The organism is Bradyrhizobium sp. AZCC 1578, from assembly GCF_036924675.1.
Taxonomy (GTDB): domain Bacteria; phylum Pseudomonadota; class Alphaproteobacteria; order Rhizobiales; family Xanthobacteraceae; genus Bradyrhizobium.
In genome coordinates this window covers 2558998-2576486 of the sequence record NZ_JAZHRZ010000001.1, presented here as the reverse complement: position 1 = coordinate 2576486, position 17489 = coordinate 2558998, and the positions used below count along the sequence as shown (strand labels likewise).

The window sequence follows — 17489 nt, the reverse complement described above, 5'->3', positions numbered from 1 at the left end:
GTCATACCGTACCCGGCCCCCTAACACGAGCACAAAACCATGAGCAAGCCGATCTTGCGCGATTCCTCGCATGAGGATCCGTCGGCGGCGTCTGAGGCGCGCCAACACCAGTCGCCCGATGCCGACCGGCGCCCTGCCGATGTGGAGATGGCGCGCGTGCTCAGGACCGCGCCCCTTCGCATGGCCTCCGACCCGTCCAGCGGCGCAATCGCCTATTGGAAACATGAGCCCGTGCACGACGTCGTCGAGCCCATGGCTGATCACGTCATCATGACTTACCCCGCCGGCTCGCAGCGCCTGGAGCGGCGCACCGGGAGATCAGCCGCGATTGCAACGGCGCGTCCCGGGGGTGTGACGATCATTCCGGCCGGTTCGACCTCCCGGTGGGACATTCACAAGCCCATGCATGTCGTTCAGCTCTACCTTCCGCACAGAACGCTCGAACGTGTTGCCGGCGAAGCCGACCTGGCTGCTCCCGGCGATCTCCTGGAAAGAACGGGGCACACCGACCTCATTACATCCCGATTGCTCATGAGTGCGGCGGATGCGCTTGAGGGCAGTGCGGCGTTGGATGCCCTGTTCAGACAGCAACTGACGGATCTTTTGGCCAACCGTCTACTGGCGGCGCACGCCGGCTCGCCGATCGTGTCCCCGCCGGTCGTGGGCGGCCTTGCGCCGATGGCACTGCTCCGTGCCATCGAACGCCTGCGCTCGGATAGCGATGCGGATGTCTCGCTCGCGACGCTGGCTGCGGACGCCGGCCTGTCGCGCTTCCACTTCTGCCGTGCCTTCAAGGAAAGCACCGGGCTCTCACCGCATGCCTGGCTGCGCCAGCACCGACTCGAGCAGGCCATGAACATGCTGCGCGACACCGACGCGTCGGTCGTGTCGGTCGCCGCAGCGCTTGGTTATGCCTCCCAGACCGCCTTCGCCGCGGCGTTCAGGCGGCTGACCGGAGAAACCCCGAGCGATTGGCGACGACGCTTTCGGTAACAGCAATCGCTCTGCGATGACAGCAATCGCGCTGGCGCAGCCGCCGGACTGGTTCGCTAAGACATCACGGAGCATTCGCCAACACCAGGGAAGACAAGAAAATGGTCAGGAACAAATCCATCAGCCAGCTTGCAACTACTTCGCGCCGGAAAGTGCTCGCAAGCGCGCTCATTTACGCGACTTCGCTCACCGTCCGCTCCTCTTCGGCGACCGGCAAGGAAAAAGACTCTTCGACATTCCCCGCTCAAAGGACTGATCCCATGACCTCCGTCACCACCAAGGATGGCGTACAGATCTTCTACAAGGACTGGGGACCGAAATCCGCCCAGCCCATCGTCTTTCACCACGGCTGGCCGCTAAGCTCCGACGACTGGGAGACGCAGATGCTCTTCTTCACCGGCAAGGGTTATCGTGTCATCGCCCATGATCGCCGCGGCCACGGTCGCTCGAGCCAGGTGAGCGACGGCCACGACATGGACCACTATGCCGCCGATGCCGCGGCGGTCGTCGAGCACCTCGATCTGCGCAACGCCATTCATGTCGGCCATTCCACCGGCGGCGGCGAGGCCACGCGCTACGTCGCGCGGCATGGCAGCGGCCGCGTGGCCAAGCTGGTCCTGATCGGCGCCGTGCCGCCGCTGATGCTAAAGACGGAGGCCAATCCCGGCGGCTTGCCAATCGAAGTGTTCGACGGCCTGCGCCAGCAGCTCGCTGCGAACAGGACACAGTTCTATCTCGATTTCGCGAGCGGTCCTTTCTACGGCTACAACCGCCCGGACGCCAAGCCGTCACCGGCGGTTGTCTGGAACTGGTGGCGCCAGGGCATGATGGGCAGCGCCAAGGCGCACTACGACGGCATCAAGGCATTCTCGGAGACGGATTTCAGCGAGGACCTGAAGAGCATCGTGGTGCCTACGCTCGTCATGCATGGTGGAGACGATCAGATCGTCCCCGTCGCCGACTCCGCGCCCCTGTCGGCGAAACTGCTTAAGAATAGCACGCTCAAAATCCACGAGAAGCTGCCGCACGGCCTGTGCACGACCCATGCCGACCTCGTCAACACCGAACTGCTTACGTTCATCGCGACCTAGCGTCTTCGCATTTCGTCTTTGCATCAGAGTAACTCAAAACCACAGGAGTAGATCACATGCGACTAGTCATCATCGGCGCCGGCTTCGCCGGCATGTACGCCGCCCTTTCCTCCGCCCGGCTGCGCGACATTCAGGGCGTTTCGCCTGACGATCTCGAAATCGCACTGATCGCACCGGAGCCGACGCTGGTGGTCCGCCCGCGGCTCTATGAGCCGAAGCCGGAAACCCTGACCGCGCCGCTGCTTGACGTCCTCAAGGCGATCGACGTCGACTACATCCAGGGCAGCGCCGAGACGATCAACACCGATGCTCGAACGGTGCAGATCACGACTCCAAAGGGCCCGCGAAAGACTCTGTCCTACGACCGTCTCGTGGTGGCCACCGGCAGCCGCCTGTTCCGCCCCAACATTCCGGGCCTTGCCGAGCACGGCTTCAGTGTTGACTCGCTCGATGACGCAATCGCGCTCGACAAGCATCTACACAGCCTGGCCGACCGGCCGGCCATCAACGGGCGCGATACGGTCGTCGTCGCCGGCGGCGGCTTCACCGGCATCGAGGCAGCAACCGAGCTGCCCGCGCGCTTGCGCGAAATCCTTGGCAAGGACGCCAAGACGCGCGTGATCATCGTCGACCGCAACAGTGCGATCGCTCCCGACATGGGCGAAGGCCCTCGCCCAGTGATCGAGGAAGCGTTGCGCAAGCTCGGCGTAGAGACCCGGCTCGGGGCCGGCGTCGCCTCGCTCGACAAATCCGGCGTCACCCTATCGACCGGCGAACACATCGAAACCGAGACAGTGGTCTGGGCGGCCGGCATTCGCGCCGCGCCGTTGACGGTGCAGATTCCCACCGCGCGCGACAATTTCGGCCGGCTGCTGGTGGATCGCGATCTGCGCGTGCCGGGTGTCGCCGGCGTCTTCGCCACCGGCGATGCCGCGCGTGCCGCATGCGACGACGAAGGCAACTACGCGCTGATGTCGTGCCAGCACGCCACGCGGATGGGCGCCTTTGCCGGCAACAATGCCGTCGCCGAACTCCTGGGCGTTCCGACCAGGCCGTATCACCAGAAGGCCTACGTCACCTGCCTCGACCTCGGCGAAGCCGGCGCTCTGTTCACGCGCGGCTGGGAGCGCAAGGTCGAGATGGTCGGCGACGTCGCCAAGAAGACCAAGCAGGAGATCAATACTGTCTGGATCTACCCGCCCCGCGCCGAGCGCGCCGCGGCGCTCGCGTCGGCCGATCCGGAGCGCGTGACCAACCTCTAGACGCCCCAAGCGATGGCGGCCGCGCTCCCCTGGCTGCGCGGCCTGCTCAACCAAGACCAGCCAGAACCAAGACCAACCAGGCGCCTTTACCATGAAACAGGAGACGAACATGAACCTGCATAACACCTCATACCCCGTTACATCGGGACCCGAAGAGCTCGTTCCGTCGCGCTACGCGCTGAAGGTTGGCGACATTGACGTGCTGGTGGTCAGCGATGGCGTGCTGCCGCTCCCAACCCAAATGTTGGGACACAACGCCGACCCAGCCGACCGCGCGGCCTGGCTGAAAGACAACCTGCCGCAGGACGCGTTCGACTGGGCGCTGAATGTGGTCGTGGTGCGTAGCGGCGGCAAGACCATCCTCATTGACGCTGGACTAGGGTCCGATCCGGACTTGAACTTGCCGCGGGCCGGCCAGTTGATCAAGCGACTGGAGGCCGCCGGCATCGATCTTGGGTCCGTGACCGACCTGGTGCTGACCCACATGCACATGGACCACATTGGCGGGCTGCTCGTCGAGGGGGTGAAGGAGCGACTGCGTAAAGACCTGCGGATCCACGTGGCGGCCGCCGAGGTCAAGTTCTGGGAGTCGCCCGATTTCTCCCACACCTCCATGCCGCAGGGTTTCCCGGATGCGCTTCGGTCGGCCGCCAAGCGGTTCGTGAGCGAGTACGGGAGCAACCTGCGGACGTTCGATGAGGAGCACGAGATTGCGCCGGGCGTGATCGCCCGTCGCACCGGCGGTCACACCCCCGGGCACAGCGTGGTCCGCGTGGCGTCCGGCGGCGACGGGCTGACGTTCGCCGGCGACGCAGTGTTTACTGTCGGGTTCGAGCAGCCCGACTGGCACAACGGTTTCGAACACGACCCCGAAGAGGCAGCGCGCGTTCGGGTCCGTCTTTTGCGGGAGCTGGCTAAGAGCGGCGAGATGCTGGTGGCCACTCACCTGCCGTTTCCGTCCATCGGCCGGGTGGCGGCCGACGGCGACGCCTTCCGTTTCGTACCGGTCTTCTGGGACTACTGACCGCTCGTTGGGTTAAGGCCGAACCAGGGCGCGTATGAATTCGCGCCCTGGTTCAATACCTCGCAACCACTGAGCCGCTGAAACCGAAGCGGTCGTTTATGCCCGCTTTGACCAACTTCGAACTTTACAGATGAGTCGAACGAACATGCAGAACGAAAGAGTCATGATCATAACGGGCGGCAGCTCCGGCATCGGTCGGGCGGCCGCGCTCCGTTTCGCCAACCAGGGCGACAAGGTCCTCATCACCGGCCGCCGCGCCGGCCCCGTCGAGCAAACGGTGGCGGAGCACAAGAATATCGCGGGCATCGTTGCGAATACCGCCTCTGCTGAAGACGCCAAGCGGACCATCGCCACGGCGGTCGACAACTGGGGCCGAGTGGATGCGCTCGTCAACAACGCCGGCGCGGGCGCCATCCTTCCGTTATCGGATGCGACAGCCGATCGGATCATAGACATCTTTTCCGTCAATGTGCTCGGTCCGAGCCTGCTGGCCCGCGCCGCCCTTCCTCACCTGAAGGCGACGCAGGGCACCATCATCAACGTCTCCTCGACCTTCGGTCACCGGCCGGCGGCGGGACTATCCCACTACGCCGCCAGCAAGGCGGCGCTGGAGCACCTGACCCGCTGCTGGGCGCTCGAACTCGCGCCGCTCGGAATAAGGGTGAATGCGGTCGCGGCCGGGCCCACGGAATCCGGTGCCTTGACCGGGATGATGGGACTATCTGCGGAACAGGCAGAAGCCGTCAAGGAAGACGAGCGCGCACGGATTCCGCTCGGTCGGCGCGGCGTTCCCGACGACATCGCGGAATGGATCATCCAGCTTGCGGGCCCCGCCTCGCAATGGCTGACGGGCCAGGTTCTCGCCGTCGATGGCGGCTTGGGACTGGCTTAGTTTCCGCGCTGCCAACTGCGGTCCCGACCTAGATAGCGCCCGTACCTCGCCCGGGAAGGCTTCCTGGTCTTTCCCCGCGCATGCGAAACCAGACTCAGCAAACCACTGATTGTGGGGACACTTTGAAAACGACTCGGCTAAGTGCTTGAGTTTGCTGATTCCTGCATTTTGAAAACGACTCGATCTTGACCTTAAGAACGACTCGATCAGCGGTGCTTTCGTTTTGAAAACGACTCGATCCTGCAAGTCGTTCGAGACGCTGCGGAATTCGCCCCGTTTTTTGTGTCGGCGGGCGCTCGGTCCGGCAGCTTGGGCTCAGTCGCTGATAGTCCTGGTTCAGGACGAAGTTGAAAGCCGTATTCGCACGATGTTGCCGGCGATCGCTCGATCGAATTCGCTCCGGCTCGCCAGGGTCAACCGAAGGCGCGTCAGGGCTACTCGTAGATGCTGGCCGCATGCAGCAGTCGAGCAAGGACGGCGTAAGGCATGCTTTCCCGCTCATGCCCGTCCAGGAGGCGGCTTTGGCCAAGGGGGCTCGGCCCTTGATGGTCTCGCAGCACAGCTGCGAAAGCTTCGAGATATTGGTCCAGCGCAACCTGCTCCCATTCCTCCGGATGCGCCAGCAAGTGCTCGCGGAGACTCTCCACATAAGCGGAGAGCTCGGACGCATTCGAGGGAGCGGCATCGATAAGCCGGTGACTCATGTCAGCACCCATCTCTTCTGCGTACCCTGACCGATTGGCCAACTAACTAACTCTCTACTCTCCGAGACCGAGACCGCCGGCGAATACGCCCTCATCTGGTCCCGCTGACCGGCCAAAGACGCCCCGCTCCACCGAGCGGGGCGTCTCCCCTGCTAATCGCTATCAGCTTGCGGGATTGCGCGCCGTGACGATCCACGTCGCGCTGTCGATCATCACCGACCGCTCGCCGGGGCGGCCCGCGAAGGCGGCACGAACCGCGGCCGAGGCGCGGGCGCGGATGTCGTCGGGCTGATCAGCGAGCGCGCGCGACAGCGGGCCAACCTCGAACGTCATCTGCACCGCGTCGTCGATCGCCGCGTCCCGCGTCGCGCCCTCGCCAAACGGGACGGAAGCATCGAAGGGCGCGATAGCGATATCGGTGAAGCCGGCCGCCGTCAGGATGCGAGCCACCCGCGCCCGGTCGCCGAACGAGAATGGGCCGGGCGCTTCGGGATCGGGCGGCGCCGTCGGCGGGACGATGCCTTTGATCGCGCCCATCGGCAGGCGCACCCAATCGTTCTCGGCCGCGCCACGCCAGCAGACGAAAGCGACCCGCCCGCCGGGCTGGAGCGCGCGGCGCATATGGGCGAACGCCCCTGTCGGATCGGCGAAGAACATCACCCCGAAACGCGAGAACAGGATGTCGAACGCCCCCTCGGGCAGCTCGGCGCTGCTGGCGTCGGCCACCCGGAACAGGACCGGTGTATCCTGTGGCGCAAGCGCGCGCGCTCGGCCGATCAGCGGTTCGGATATGTCCACGCCCAGCACTTGGCCCCGCGCGCCGACGCGGGCGGCCAGAGCCAGACTCGACGCGCCCGCGCCGCAGCCGACGTCCAGCACGCGCTCGCCCGCCGCGGGCGCGGCGGCTTCGATCGCGGCCTGGCCGAACACCGCCAGCCTGGCGTCGAGCCGGGCCTGGTGGGCGACCCAGCGCTCCCCGCTTTGGCCATTCCAGTCGGCGACCCTATCGGCATTGTGCTGTGCCATGACATATCCTTGTTCTGGTTCGTTCTTAACCAAGCTATCCGATGCCAAAGCGAGCATCGTCTCCAGCGATCCCGCCTCCAGCTACCCGGTGATAGCTCGCGGCAAGGAAGCCGGTGCATCAGAAGGCCCCGCAGGCGGCAGCGGCGGAATAGTCAGAGCCAGCGGCGAACCTCGGCCTTGTAGCGGCGGTAGTCGTCGCCGAACTTCGCTTCGAGATAGCGCTCCTCGCGGGCGATCACCTGCGTCTGGATCGCGATCAGCACCAACGGGAGCAAGGCGAAGGCGATCGGCCCGTCGAAGCCGATCGCAAGGCCGGCATAGATAAGCGCCATGCCGAGATACATGGGATTGCGGGTCCACCGATAAGGGCCGGTCGTTGCGATGAGGGTCGTTGACTGCGACGGCGGAACGTTGGTGCCCAGCCGCCGGAACAGCCCCGCCGCCGCAAGCATCATCGCCGCGCCGGCAACGAACAGCAGCGCGCCCGTCGCGACCAGCAACCGCCAGTCGATGCCGAAAGAGCGCAGGGTGACGAACCGCTCCGCCGCCAGCCCCAACAGCAGCGCTCCCAGATAGACGAAGGGCGGAGGGAAGCGCACACCCGCGCTGTCCGGTTCGACGGCCATGCTCATCTCCAATCTGTGCTCTCAAACCACCATCGACTGCTGGGCGAAGATACCCGCCATCGCGCCCTGCGATGATGCCTGGGTGACCGAGGGCAAGAAGGGCGTGGTGAGGTCGCCGGCGGCGTAGATGCCGGGCATGCTGGTTTGGCGGCGCTCGTCGACCTTGAGGGCGATGCCGACGGGCGTATCGACCGTGGCGAGGCCCAGTGATTCATGCAGACTTGCGGACGGCTTGTTGCGCGGATTGGCGAACAGGATGTCGACCGCGACATTGCGGCCGGTATCGAGCTTGATGGTGGCGTTATGGCCCCCGTGATGGGCGATCTCGGTGATCCGGCCATCGACGACAGGTATGTTGCGGCGCGCCAGATCGGCCCGGATATCGGGTGGAATGTCGTGACCATCGGCGAAGAGCGTCAGCTTGTCGGTCCAATCGTGGAACAGCCTGACCTGATTGTGCGACTGCGGGCCGGACCAGACGAGGCCCCAATGCTGGCCGGCGACTTCAAAACCGTCGCAATAGGGGCAGGGCACGATGGACGTGCCCCAGCTTTCGGCAAAGCCCGGAATATCAGGCATCTGGTCGGCGACGCCATAGCTCAGGATCAGGCGCCGCGCCCCAAGGCTTTCGCCATCGCCAGTGAGGACCGAGAAATCGTCGATGGCGCCGGAGACACTTTCGGCCCGGGCACTGACCAGCCTGATCGTGGGATAACGCGCCAGCTGCTGCCGCGCCTCGGCCAGGATGTCCAGCGGCGGCTTGTGATCGTGGCCGAGCAGGCCATGCGAGTGGCCAGCGAAGCGGTTGCGCGGCAGGCCGGTATCGAGAACGGTGACCTTGCGGCGGGCACGGCCGAGCTGCAGAGCGCCGGCGAGACCGGCAAAGCTGCCGCCGATGATGATGACGTCATCCATGGTGATGGGCTCCGTTTGGAGGACAGGTGAAACCTACCCATTGGCTTGCACATTTCAGAGACTAGATGGTATCGTAATTCAAGAATTAGGATACTGTCAAGTACTGGAATTGTCGTGACCGAAAATAGCCAGGGCCGGCGCGGCCGGCCCGCCAACCAGGCGCTTGGCCAAACGATTGTCGACGCCGCGCGCGAACTCTTTGTGGAATTGGGTTTTCAAGCGACGACATTGGACAAGGTCGCCCAGCGGGCGAAGATATCCAAGCTCAGCATCTATCGGCACTTCGAGAACAAGGAGGCGCTGTTCAGCGCGGCCATCGCGGCCGGCTGCCATCAGTTGTTTGCACCACAGGCCCTTCTTGAAGGCGTCGACGGTTCGGTCGAAGATCAGCTCATGGCGGTGGGATCATCACTGCTTCGCACGCTGTTGAGATCAGACGTCCGCAGTGTCGAAGCCATGGTAATGGCCGACAAGACGAATCAAAACTCGTTAAGCAAGCTCCATTACGAAGCCGGCCCCGCCCATGTCATCGCCCAAATCGAGGCCCTGTTGCGTCAGTTGCACGCGAAGGCGCTTCTGAACGTGCCCGATCCTCTCCGGTCCGCCCGCTTGTTTGCCGCGCTTTTCAAAGGATCCGATCTCCTGATTATCGCACGCTTCGATGAGGCGAGAGCAGAGGACGACAACGAAATCGAATCCTATTGCCGGTCGGCCGTCGCCATGTTCATCGCCGCGCACCGTGGCAACGACCACGCGGGCGGATATTTGCCTGCCCCAAGGTCAAAAAACAAAATTTGAATCGTGCGTGACCGATGTTGTCAAAATAACCGAGACCGGTTTGAAAATCATGGAGGCTGAAGAGCTTTCGATTGGCGACAAGATCGCGGAAAAATACGCTTGTTGAACTATCGGTTGCGATACCAGTCCGCACGATGATTCCCGCGCGCCCACCCGCTCTTGTCAGTTGGGAAGAAAAGGGGCGTCCGGTCAATCGGCGGCACCCATCTTCCTTGGAGATGCAGCGGACAGCCCTCGACGAGAAAAGACCCCCTCACTTCTTTCGGGTCGCAAATTCGGCGAAAAAATCGAGGAGAAATTTGACAGGCGTTTCAGGGAGATCTGAGATCGAGTCGTTTTCAAAACGAAATCGAGTCGTTCTTAAAGCGGAAATCGAGTCGTTTTCAAAGTGTCCGCATAGCCATTGATTTGCTGGTGGTGGGCCCGGCAGGCCCGCCTCGTTCAAGAGGAAACAAACAGTTAGCAAGGGGTGAGACATCGGATCGCGCCGATGTTTCCCGATGTTTGTCCCACTCTCTTGTCTCACTTGATCGCTGTCCGATCGTCCAACGCGACGATGGTCTATTCCAAGTCGGCCTAGTCGACGATGCGCCGGGGCCATTCTGCTCTCGTGCTGAAGCCGCCTGGGCGGCGGATGATCCTCCCGACAAAAGACGACGCCCCGCCGCGGGAACGGCAGGGCGCTATTCGTTCGTCTGGGATGCTGCAGCTTCGACAAGATACGCTAACGTATCGCTTCTGACAAGCGCGGTGCTGCGATGAGCGGACCGGGCATGAAATGGGAGCGTGCGGACAAGCGTAAGCCCACGCAATTCGCCAACATCCGCTTCCCTCGAGACAGGCTTGGGAAGGCCGCCAAGGCCGCTTGGATCGCATGGAAGGGGTCGCTGACACCCCAGCAGAAGCTCCGGCTCAACAAAGGAGAAGATTCGTCAGCGCCACAGCACTGACCGAACAATCACGCGTTCGGTCGGCCGTGGCGCCATGTTGTGGCGCTCGGTGGTCCCGCCTCAACACAACCGTTCCGGTCAACCGTCGCCAGCGACGGGTTTTGATCCTGACTTTCCCCGTCGCCGGCCGCTCGGCCGCCGATAAACGACAGCACGGTGCCGGCGCCTTTCACCGGCAGGTTTTTGATCACCAAGATCAAATAGTCTGGCCCCGGGGCGAGCATATCGGGGCGACACGTTCGGCGGGATTTTTCTCCGGGAATTCGGCATCGCCTCATTTTGATGCCGGAAGGTGACTCCTCAACCTGGACTTTCCGACCGCGCCTAGGCTGCCATGCCGAAGCGACAACCACGCCGCCGGTTAAATCCGGCAGAACCCCGCGATCCCAGACATTGGGAAGGGAGAATGGCTGGCCCCCGTAAAGGGCAGCGTGGCTAAACCGAACGGGAAGTTGGTGTTCTCAAGTCTGGGCTCCGCTGCCCCGACGTGCCTTCCGGAGCGGGAGGGAGGACAAGCGGAAAGGCGGGCTATGGCTGAAGCAGAGAGAGACGCGAGACCAGGATGATCGATATCCAGAAAGTCAACGATACCGACAACTGTCCGGACCCCAAAACAAAGGCCAGCGCCAATAGCTGCATGCCTAGGGGCAGCGTTGATGTGGCCACCCCCCGAGAGTCAGGCATAGCGCATCAGGCAGGCCGCACCAGCGCCTTCCGTATCAACGGGTGGTCGGCCTCCTACAATCGCCGCCCATGCGCGCGCAGCCGCGGGCCGCTGTTCTCGCAACCGGGATCGATCGGACGCACCACGAGGCAGGGCAAGGGCGGGGAGAGGCGAATCCGCGGAAAAATCAACAAGGTACCTTTCGCCAAGCCTGCACGGCACGGGCCCACGGGCGGCCCATACCGACCATATAAAAAATTCGGAAAATCAGCATTTCCGCTTCCGGTTTGACCTCACACGAGCATCACGATGACTACGACATCCTCCGAACCAGTTTTCGTCCCTCAAATCGAACTGGCCAAAGATCTCGGCCTGACGGACAGAAGAATCCGTCAACTCGTCGAGCAGAGAATCCTGCCGCCGGCACGCGATGAGGGGCACGACTTGGAGCTGTCGCGCCAGAGGTACCGGCTATACAGCAGCGGCACCGACCGCGATTGGGAGAAGTGTTTTGATGAGGCCGAGGACCTGGCGCGGATGGCCGGGGAGTTGAACGATAGGGCCTATGAAGACAATGCCGGCCTGGAAGACATCAAGGCGGCGAGCATCGCGATCCAACGAAGCACGGTCCTGATGTCGTTTATAACAGCCGCTAAGTCCAAGTCGCAGTCCGAGCGCGAGCTTTTTTGGAAAATCTGGGATCGCGAGGAAGGCCAAGCCCTGGGGGCGCTATTTGCGCACGCGATGAAGCTGATGGGCAAGACACACCTTCGGACCGACGAAGGCGAGCTGATCGAGATCATTCCGGCGGAAAGCGTGGCGCGTGGCGGGCTGAAGCGCGGCAACAAACGCGCCCGCGTGAAAGCATCATCCCGCCGCCGGTGATCGCGAGAGATTATTTAATGCCCGACGCCCAGCTCCCAATGAGCAACGCCGAGATCGCCGCACCGATCACCGGAATCCCTATCCGGTGCGATTGATGCGTGGCTTTCGCCAGCCGTTTTTATGACTAGCGCGAACGCCCGGTGAGTGCCCGTGCGGGCGCCAATTCAACGCTTGTTGCGTCCGCAGCCGCCGCACACCGGGATTTTGACACCGCGGGCGGGCGTGGACTGGCCGTGCTGACCGGCTGCAGGTCGTGAAGACGAATGCCAGCCGGCTGCACTGCAAACCCCGTACCGAGGGCGGCGCTGGCGGTTGGGTCGGGGATTGGTCGGCTGCCTGCGCCAGCAAGCCGATTCCGTCCAGGCAAATTCCGCTTCCGCGTCCGACGCGTCGGCGGATCCAAATTGGCGCGGCTCAAAATTGTCGCCATGCGTGCGGAAGCTCCCAATTTCAACGTATAGTTATGCACTACAATGCGAGACTTTTGCATAGATTTGCATAAGGCGAGTTGTGCACTTATCCTCACAAGGAAGGCTTGAGAGGACCACCTGGCTGACAACAAGCAGCTCGAAGCTGGGCTGAAAGCGGGCGGAGGACGGAAGAAGCTGGCTCGGCTGATTGCCGGACATTTGTTCGATGCCGCCGAACAGCGGGGCACGGGCTGGCGGGACACGATCCGTGTGTTGACCGCGGTCGGGGTCACCGGCCCGGGCGAGAAGCCATTCAGCGTCGGTACCCTGTCATCGACGGTATGGCGAAAACGCGCGAAAGCCGGGAATGCGGAGATCGACGAGCAACCGCGCCGTCCACCGCCCGTCCAGGCGCGCCGCAAACGGATAGTGAGGGCAGAGCGCCCGCCGACTGGGCGGCAGCGGCCAGGTAGGTCGGCCGCGTCAACGCAAGCTGGCGAGCATGACCAAGCCCACCCAACCGTCTCGATGTCACCCAAGCGCTCCGACGAAGGCCCCGCCTGCCAAAGAAGGACGTTCTCGCGTTGATGAACCGGCTCGGTCAGTGCGGCGCAGATCGGAGGGGGATTAGTCGCAGGGGCCGTGCTTGCGATGACCAATGAGCTAGACGGCGGTAGTGGAGCGGTCGAGAACTCTTTTTTACCAAGGATAGGGGGAGGCAACTTATTAGATGGAGCGGAAGCTCATGTCCGATCCCGCAACGATCCCGATCGGTTTCTAACACGTCGCGCTCCATGCGCGTCAGTTCGTTCTCCTGGCGCAAACCGGGCGATCTCCGCAGCCTGATCCGCCAACATCAGCATCGCCTGCGTGTTGAGGCGATGCGCCGCCGATGCATGCTCCTGCCGGAACTTGTCCACCGAGCAGCCCAGCACTGAGTCACGCGGATCGAGCTCCTCAGCAATCGACGTTGCCGTCCTTCCATGCGACACCACTTGGCTCTCCGCGCCCTCGTATGGGTGAGGAGCTTCACAATCGTCCTTCGAAGGGGCAGCACGGGTGCCGGGCTCGGGAAAGTGGGCTGAGCAAAGTAGACGAGCTAGCGTCACTCTATTCGCCGCGCCGGCGCACCTGCCGCCGATTGCTTGACCCTGAGAGCTCCAGCTTGTATGGGGTTAGGATCGCGGGGGGCGCGGGTTGAGAATCGCTTGGGGCGGCGGCTGCAAACAAACTACCTTTCTGGCGCACGATGCTGTTCTCTCTTTCGTTGCTTCGCGAGGGACTACAGATGCTTGCCTGCCCCAGCAACGATTCTCATCAGATGGCCACGAACATCACAAGCTGAGCTACGAATCATTGTAGCCAATTAATGGACTGTAACCGATATCCGGCACCCCAATTGATCCTCACATGACTGCAAGTTGGTAAATTATGGAAATTAGATCGTTTTCAGCAGCATTGGGCCTAATTCTTCTCTGCGCTTCGTGCTCAGAAGCGTTTGCCTATCTCGATGCTGGTACCGGCAGTCTTGTTCTTCAAGTTCTGATCGGCGCCGTCGGAGCCATCTTAACCGCTGTATGGTCCATAAAGCAGCGACTGAAGCAAACCTATCAAAGACTGTTCGCAGACAAGAGTATGATATCTCATTGCGTCGCACATACATCAGACGACCAGACGAATCGCTGAGGGATGGGGCGAGCTCCAGGTTCATATCGGGACCCAGCGGGTTGGGTATTCTGCCACGACCAGCGCATCTATCGGGCCATCCGCCAGTCAGCGGCGGAGCAGCTGTCACTGCTACGTCAAAATTCTTGTATCGCTTCTCTTGTCAAAGAAGGATCGTTGATTCCTTTTGAAGAGCTGCCGCGATCGTGTTGGCCGGCAATAACGCCAAGCAGCGAACTCGCTCATGTACTTGAGCATCCGAAGCTCGACATCGTCTCATATCCCTACGAGTGGCCTTTTCAGGCCTTAAAGCGAGCAGCCCTTGCCCATATAGACCTGCACCTTGAGTTGCTCTCAAGTGGTTTAACTCTAAAGGATGCGTCAGCATTCAACATTCAATTCAGAGGCGCCAAACCGATATTTATCGATCTGCTTTCGATTCGAGAATACGAAGACGGTGAATACTGGCTGGGGCACAATCAGTTCCTCAATCAATTCATAGCCCCTCTGCTCTGGGAAACGTGGGGAGGAGTTCCGTTTCAGCCGCTCTACCGCTCGTTGCTGCATGGCGTGCCGCTCGGCCACGTGACTCCTATAATCCCCTGGTATGCGTGGCTTAAGCAGCCCTCACTGACTATGAACGTACTTTTTCCAGCGAAATTTCAAGCGACGGACAAATTCGCCGACGCGCCACTGTTGTCTCGCAAGCCTCTTCCCAAATCATCTCTGAAATTCTTGCTCAATTCGCTGCGCAAGCTGCTGGCAAATCTCCAACCGCACCGTAAAGAAACATCATGGTCCAGGTACACGACGACGAGTTCTTATTCCGGAATAGCGGCTGCTGCGAAAGCAGAAGAGGTTGCTCGATTTGCCAACGTTGTCCGACCACGCGTTCTCCTTGATATTGGCTGCAACGATGGATCGCATGCCCTCGCTGCGCTCAGAAACGGAGCTGTGTCGGCAGTTGGCATCGATACGGATTCAGCTGCTCTTGATCGCGGTTACACGGCGGCGGAAAGAGACCACCTCTCCTTTCAGCCGCTATACGTGGATATCGCGAACCCCACACCGGCCCAGGGATGGATGGGGGAAGAGCGCGCCCGGGTATTCGACCGAATTCAAGCTGACGGTCTACTCGCGTTAGCCATTCTCCATCACTTGGTCATTGGCCAAAATGTCCCACTTGATGAAGCGGTGGGTGGTTTGATTCAACTCGCCCCGAAGGGGCTTATCGAGTTCATTCCAAAGACAGATCCCCTAATTCAAAAGATGCTGTTCCACCGAGAGGACGTCTTTCCGGAGTACAATTTCCAAAGCTTTCGCCGGGCAATCGAGCTGCGCGCAAGGATCATAAGCGAGGTGCCTCTTCCGGACAGCCAGCGAGTTCTGATCTGTTACGAGACAAGATGAAATCCACTATTGGCTCGATTGCCCAATCTCTATTGAGGGGCTTTCCCCGTTTTGGTTTCAATGGGCAGACCGCTCTCCTTGTGGCGGTTGTGTTGATGTTTAGTTTTACGTTGTCCCTTGCCACGAGACCGACAATCAGCATTCCGGATCGAGTGGAAGTCAGCGTGGTTGCGACTGGAAAGAGAAATCCGAGTTCGTTGGGAACAGAGGTTTGGACAATCTTAGGGGACAATGTCCAGATTGTTGGTCCAATGCAGGGCTGGGAAGCACGAGGAAATAGAATCTTTGTCTCGTACCAAGACCAGCCCACGGCCCTAAGGATTAGCATTCCAGTCGATTCAACGAAGCCACTTACGTTTCATCGCCATCCATTCTCGGGGATCGCTGCGGTTGGCATTGAGGGGCGGTCGTTCGAATACGATCTGTTCGGGAACAATCCCATACCGATTTCAATTCCAGCCCTGATTATTCAGGCCTCTGATCACAACAGCTCCCTCCGTCCAACGATTGTATTCTTGTTGGCTCTCGCGACGATTTCACTCGTGGTTCTAGTCTTCGCTGGTCCTCGTGCCGCTCTCAGGAATCTGCGCGTCGAAACCGATGATGATCTAAAGAATGCGCTGTTTGTATTCCTTAGCTTTATGCTGGGTGCTCATGTGATTCTTACCAATTCGAGGGAAATGGGTTGGCCCGGGGTCGCCGCCACCTCGGCTTGGTATCTAATCATACTCGGCTCTCAACTTATCCTTATCCAAATGTTGCGGCGCCTTGCTTTGAACGGGCCAAGCCCGGTGTCGAGTAGAATAAAGAGGCACGTCAATGTAGGAGTCTTACTAGCCGACGGCGTTCCACTGTTGATCTTTCTTTGCAATGTCTACGTCACGCTCCTCCAGTTGGACACCGTCTCGTCTTCGCCGGGCATAATGCTTTCGGTATTTGCGATCATCTTTGTAGCCGCGCTCGCAAGTTTAGGTTCGTCAATCGGACGAAGGGCCATGCTCGCCTTTTGCCTGTTGGTTGCTTCTTCGATGTTCTTGCAAGCCTTTCGAAGTGTCCCACCTGTGGATTTCGCATATCGGACTTCCAAACTGAGCACTTCACATCTGACTCAACGGGCACCTCGAAGACCCAACATTTACTATCTGTCACTGGATGCACTCGGCTCAGAGCGATCGCTTCAGGAGCTCTTGCAGGTCGATGGTGTACAGTTGTTCAAAATACTCGCCAAGCATGGTTTCCATGTAGGCGCTTCGCGCGCGCCGGGCAGCGCTACTTTGGAGACCTTCTATAAGCTGTTTACGCTTCGCACCGACGCTAACAACTTTACTTTCGATTTCTTCAAGGGATTAGACGAGAGCGTAATACTGGGCCGTCTGCGTCTTGCTGATTACAAGATTCAATCCATCCAAGGTAGCTCATACTTTGGTCTTCTTGGAGCTTTTTGGGACTTCGCTATTCCCGCAAGGCGACCGGTGCTTGATTACTGTTGGTCGGTGCGAAGCCCTTTATCATTTTTCTATGGGCTATGCTCGCTGCCACTTCCTGAGAGCATGAAATACAGCGATCCATTATTCCAGCTCAGGACTATTACGGAACGCGTATCGTACATCGCAGCCTCTGAAACGCCCTGGTTCACTTTTGCACATGTGCTATCGCCGTCACATACCGCCGCCGATTTCATCTATTCGGATCAAGGCCGCAAACGCAGATACAGACAACACTATATGCGAGCCCTAATAGAACTTCAGCAGCCGATTGAAGAACTCCTTTCACAGATCCAAACAGTAGACCCAACAGCAATAGTAATTGTCCATGGCGATCACGGGCCTATTGTAACACGTGGGTGGAGCGAAAGTGATGACGTAACTCATCTCTACTCTAGCAGATTGGTTGAAGCTGATCGCTACGAAGTAACACTTGCTGTGTTCCCTCGTCAATTTTGCCGTGAGAAGCTTAGCCGCGTAGCCGGCACGATCGGGGTCTTACCGGCCATATTTGACTGCTTGCAGTTTCCTTCAACGTCTTCGCCAACGCCATAGACCCAGATGGCGACGTCCTCGATCTCCATTTCATTAACGACGTCCCGCAGCCAATCTCTATCTCCACCGAGGTCCTTCGCAACCCTGTTAATGGTACTGACGTGATGAACCTTGTTGACGTGGGCAACGTCGTCA

The 17489-nt window shown here is 60.5% G+C and carries 14 protein-coding genes; 10 read left to right on the top strand and 4 right to left on the bottom strand.

Annotated elements, in window-relative coordinates; genetic code table 11:
• The first annotated feature begins 39 nt into the window (after positions 1-39).
• From V1290_RS12425 to V1290_RS12400, 6 genes are all read left to right on the top strand, one after another.
• The gene (locus V1290_RS12425; protein ID WP_334364667.1) at positions 40-993 is read left to right on the top strand and encodes a helix-turn-helix transcriptional regulator; all 954 of its coding nucleotides are present in this window, start codon (positions 40-42) and stop codon (positions 991-993) included.
• A gap of 16 nt (positions 994-1009) precedes the next feature.
• The gene (locus tag V1290_RS12420) at positions 1010-1249 is read left to right on the top strand and encodes a hypothetical protein (protein ID WP_334364666.1); all 240 of its coding nucleotides are present in this window, start codon (positions 1010-1012) and stop codon (positions 1247-1249) included.
• A gap of 4 nt (positions 1250-1253) precedes the next feature.
• On the top strand, positions 1254-2084 hold the full coding sequence (locus V1290_RS12415) for an alpha/beta fold hydrolase (RefSeq protein WP_334364665.1): 831 nt from the start codon (positions 1254-1256) through the stop codon (positions 2082-2084).
• 56 nt (positions 2085-2140) lie between these two features.
• Positions 2141-3346: an NAD(P)/FAD-dependent oxidoreductase gene (locus tag V1290_RS12410; protein ID WP_334364664.1), complete on the top strand. Its 1206-nt coding sequence runs from the start codon at positions 2141-2143 to the stop codon at positions 3344-3346.
• Positions 3347-3455: 109 nt separating this feature from the next.
• Positions 3456-4370, top strand: a complete 915-nt coding sequence (locus V1290_RS12405; protein WP_334364663.1) for an MBL fold metallo-hydrolase — start codon at positions 3456-3458, stop codon at positions 4368-4370.
• Between the two features lie 130 nt (positions 4371-4500).
• The gene (locus tag V1290_RS12400; protein WP_442893672.1) at positions 4501-5262 is read left to right on the top strand and encodes an SDR family NAD(P)-dependent oxidoreductase; all 762 of its coding nucleotides are present in this window, start codon (positions 4501-4503) and stop codon (positions 5260-5262) included.
• 434 nt (positions 5263-5696) lie between these two features.
• Here V1290_RS12400 and V1290_RS12395 read toward each other — a convergent pair whose 3' ends face one another.
• The 4 genes from V1290_RS12395 to V1290_RS12380 form a co-directional block, all read right to left on the bottom strand.
• Positions 5697-5978, bottom strand: coding sequence for a DUF7660 family protein (locus tag V1290_RS12395; protein WP_334364661.1), 282 nt, complete (start codon positions 5976-5978; stop codon positions 5697-5699).
• A gap of 150 nt (positions 5979-6128) precedes the next feature.
• Entirely contained in the window at positions 6129-6992 is an 864-nt protein-coding gene (locus V1290_RS12390) for a class I SAM-dependent methyltransferase (protein ID WP_334364660.1), read from the bottom strand.
• A 152-nt stretch (positions 6993-7144) separates the two neighbouring features.
• Complete coding sequence (locus V1290_RS12385; protein WP_334364659.1) at positions 7145-7618, bottom strand: methyltransferase family protein; 474 nt, start codon at positions 7616-7618, stop codon at positions 7145-7147.
• A gap of 21 nt (positions 7619-7639) precedes the next feature.
• Positions 7640-8533 (bottom strand): NAD(P)/FAD-dependent oxidoreductase, encoded by an 894-nt coding sequence (locus tag V1290_RS12380; RefSeq protein ID WP_334364658.1) that lies wholly within the window; start codon positions 8531-8533, stop codon positions 7640-7642.
• A gap of 114 nt (positions 8534-8647) precedes the next feature.
• On the opposite strand from V1290_RS12380, the gene V1290_RS12375 reads away from it, so the two are divergent.
• The 4 genes from V1290_RS12375 to V1290_RS12360 all read left to right on the top strand — a co-directional run bounded on the left by V1290_RS12375 (position 8648) and on the right by V1290_RS12360 (position 17354).
• Positions 8648-9331, top strand: a complete 684-nt coding sequence (locus tag V1290_RS12375) for a TetR/AcrR family transcriptional regulator (RefSeq protein ID WP_334364657.1) — start codon at positions 8648-8650, stop codon at positions 9329-9331.
• Between the two features lie 1923 nt (positions 9332-11254).
• Positions 11255-11830 (top strand): hypothetical protein, encoded by a 576-nt coding sequence (locus V1290_RS12370; RefSeq protein WP_334364656.1) that lies wholly within the window; start codon positions 11255-11257, stop codon positions 11828-11830.
• Positions 11831-14082: 2252 nt separating this feature from the next.
• A complete protein-coding gene (locus V1290_RS12365) occupies positions 14083-15315 on the top strand; it encodes a class I SAM-dependent methyltransferase (RefSeq protein WP_334364655.1) in 1233 nt (410 codons plus the stop codon).
• A complete protein-coding gene (locus V1290_RS12360) occupies positions 15312-17354 on the top strand; it encodes a hypothetical protein (RefSeq protein ID WP_334364654.1) in 2043 nt (680 codons plus the stop codon). The genes V1290_RS12365 and V1290_RS12360 overlap by 4 nt, the downstream gene beginning before the upstream one ends.
• Positions 17355-17489 lie beyond the last annotated feature (135 nt).

Coding starts and splice junctions, on each gene's coding strand:
- V1290_RS12405 (WP_334364663.1), top strand. CDS start 3,456: ATGAACCTGCATAACACCTCATACCCCGTTACATCGGGACCCGAAGAG.
- V1290_RS12380 (WP_334364658.1), bottom strand. CDS start 8,533: ATGGATGACGTCATCATCATCGGCGGCAGCTTTGCCGGTCTCGCCGGC.
- V1290_RS12420 (WP_334364666.1), top strand. CDS start 1,010: ATGACAGCAATCGCGCTGGCGCAGCCGCCGGACTGGTTCGCTAAGACA.
- V1290_RS12410 (WP_334364664.1), top strand. CDS start 2,141: ATGCGACTAGTCATCATCGGCGCCGGCTTCGCCGGCATGTACGCCGCC.
- V1290_RS12390 (WP_334364660.1), bottom strand. CDS start 6,992: ATGGCACAGCACAATGCCGATAGGGTCGCCGACTGGAATGGCCAAAGC.
- V1290_RS12400 (WP_442893672.1), top strand. CDS start 4,501: ATGAGTCGAACGAACATGCAGAACGAAAGAGTCATGATCATAACGGGC.
- V1290_RS12360 (WP_334364654.1), top strand. CDS start 15,312: ATGAAATCCACTATTGGCTCGATTGCCCAATCTCTATTGAGGGGCTTT.
- V1290_RS12395 (WP_334364661.1), bottom strand. CDS start 5,978: ATGGGTGCTGACATGAGTCACCGGCTTATCGATGCCGCTCCCTCGAAT.
- V1290_RS12415 (WP_334364665.1), top strand. CDS start 1,254: ATGACCTCCGTCACCACCAAGGATGGCGTACAGATCTTCTACAAGGAC.
- V1290_RS12370 (WP_334364656.1), top strand. CDS start 11,255: ATGACTACGACATCCTCCGAACCAGTTTTCGTCCCTCAAATCGAACTG.
- V1290_RS12385 (WP_334364659.1), bottom strand. CDS start 7,618: ATGGCCGTCGAACCGGACAGCGCGGGTGTGCGCTTCCCTCCGCCCTTC.
- V1290_RS12425 (WP_334364667.1), top strand. CDS start 40: ATGAGCAAGCCGATCTTGCGCGATTCCTCGCATGAGGATCCGTCGGCG.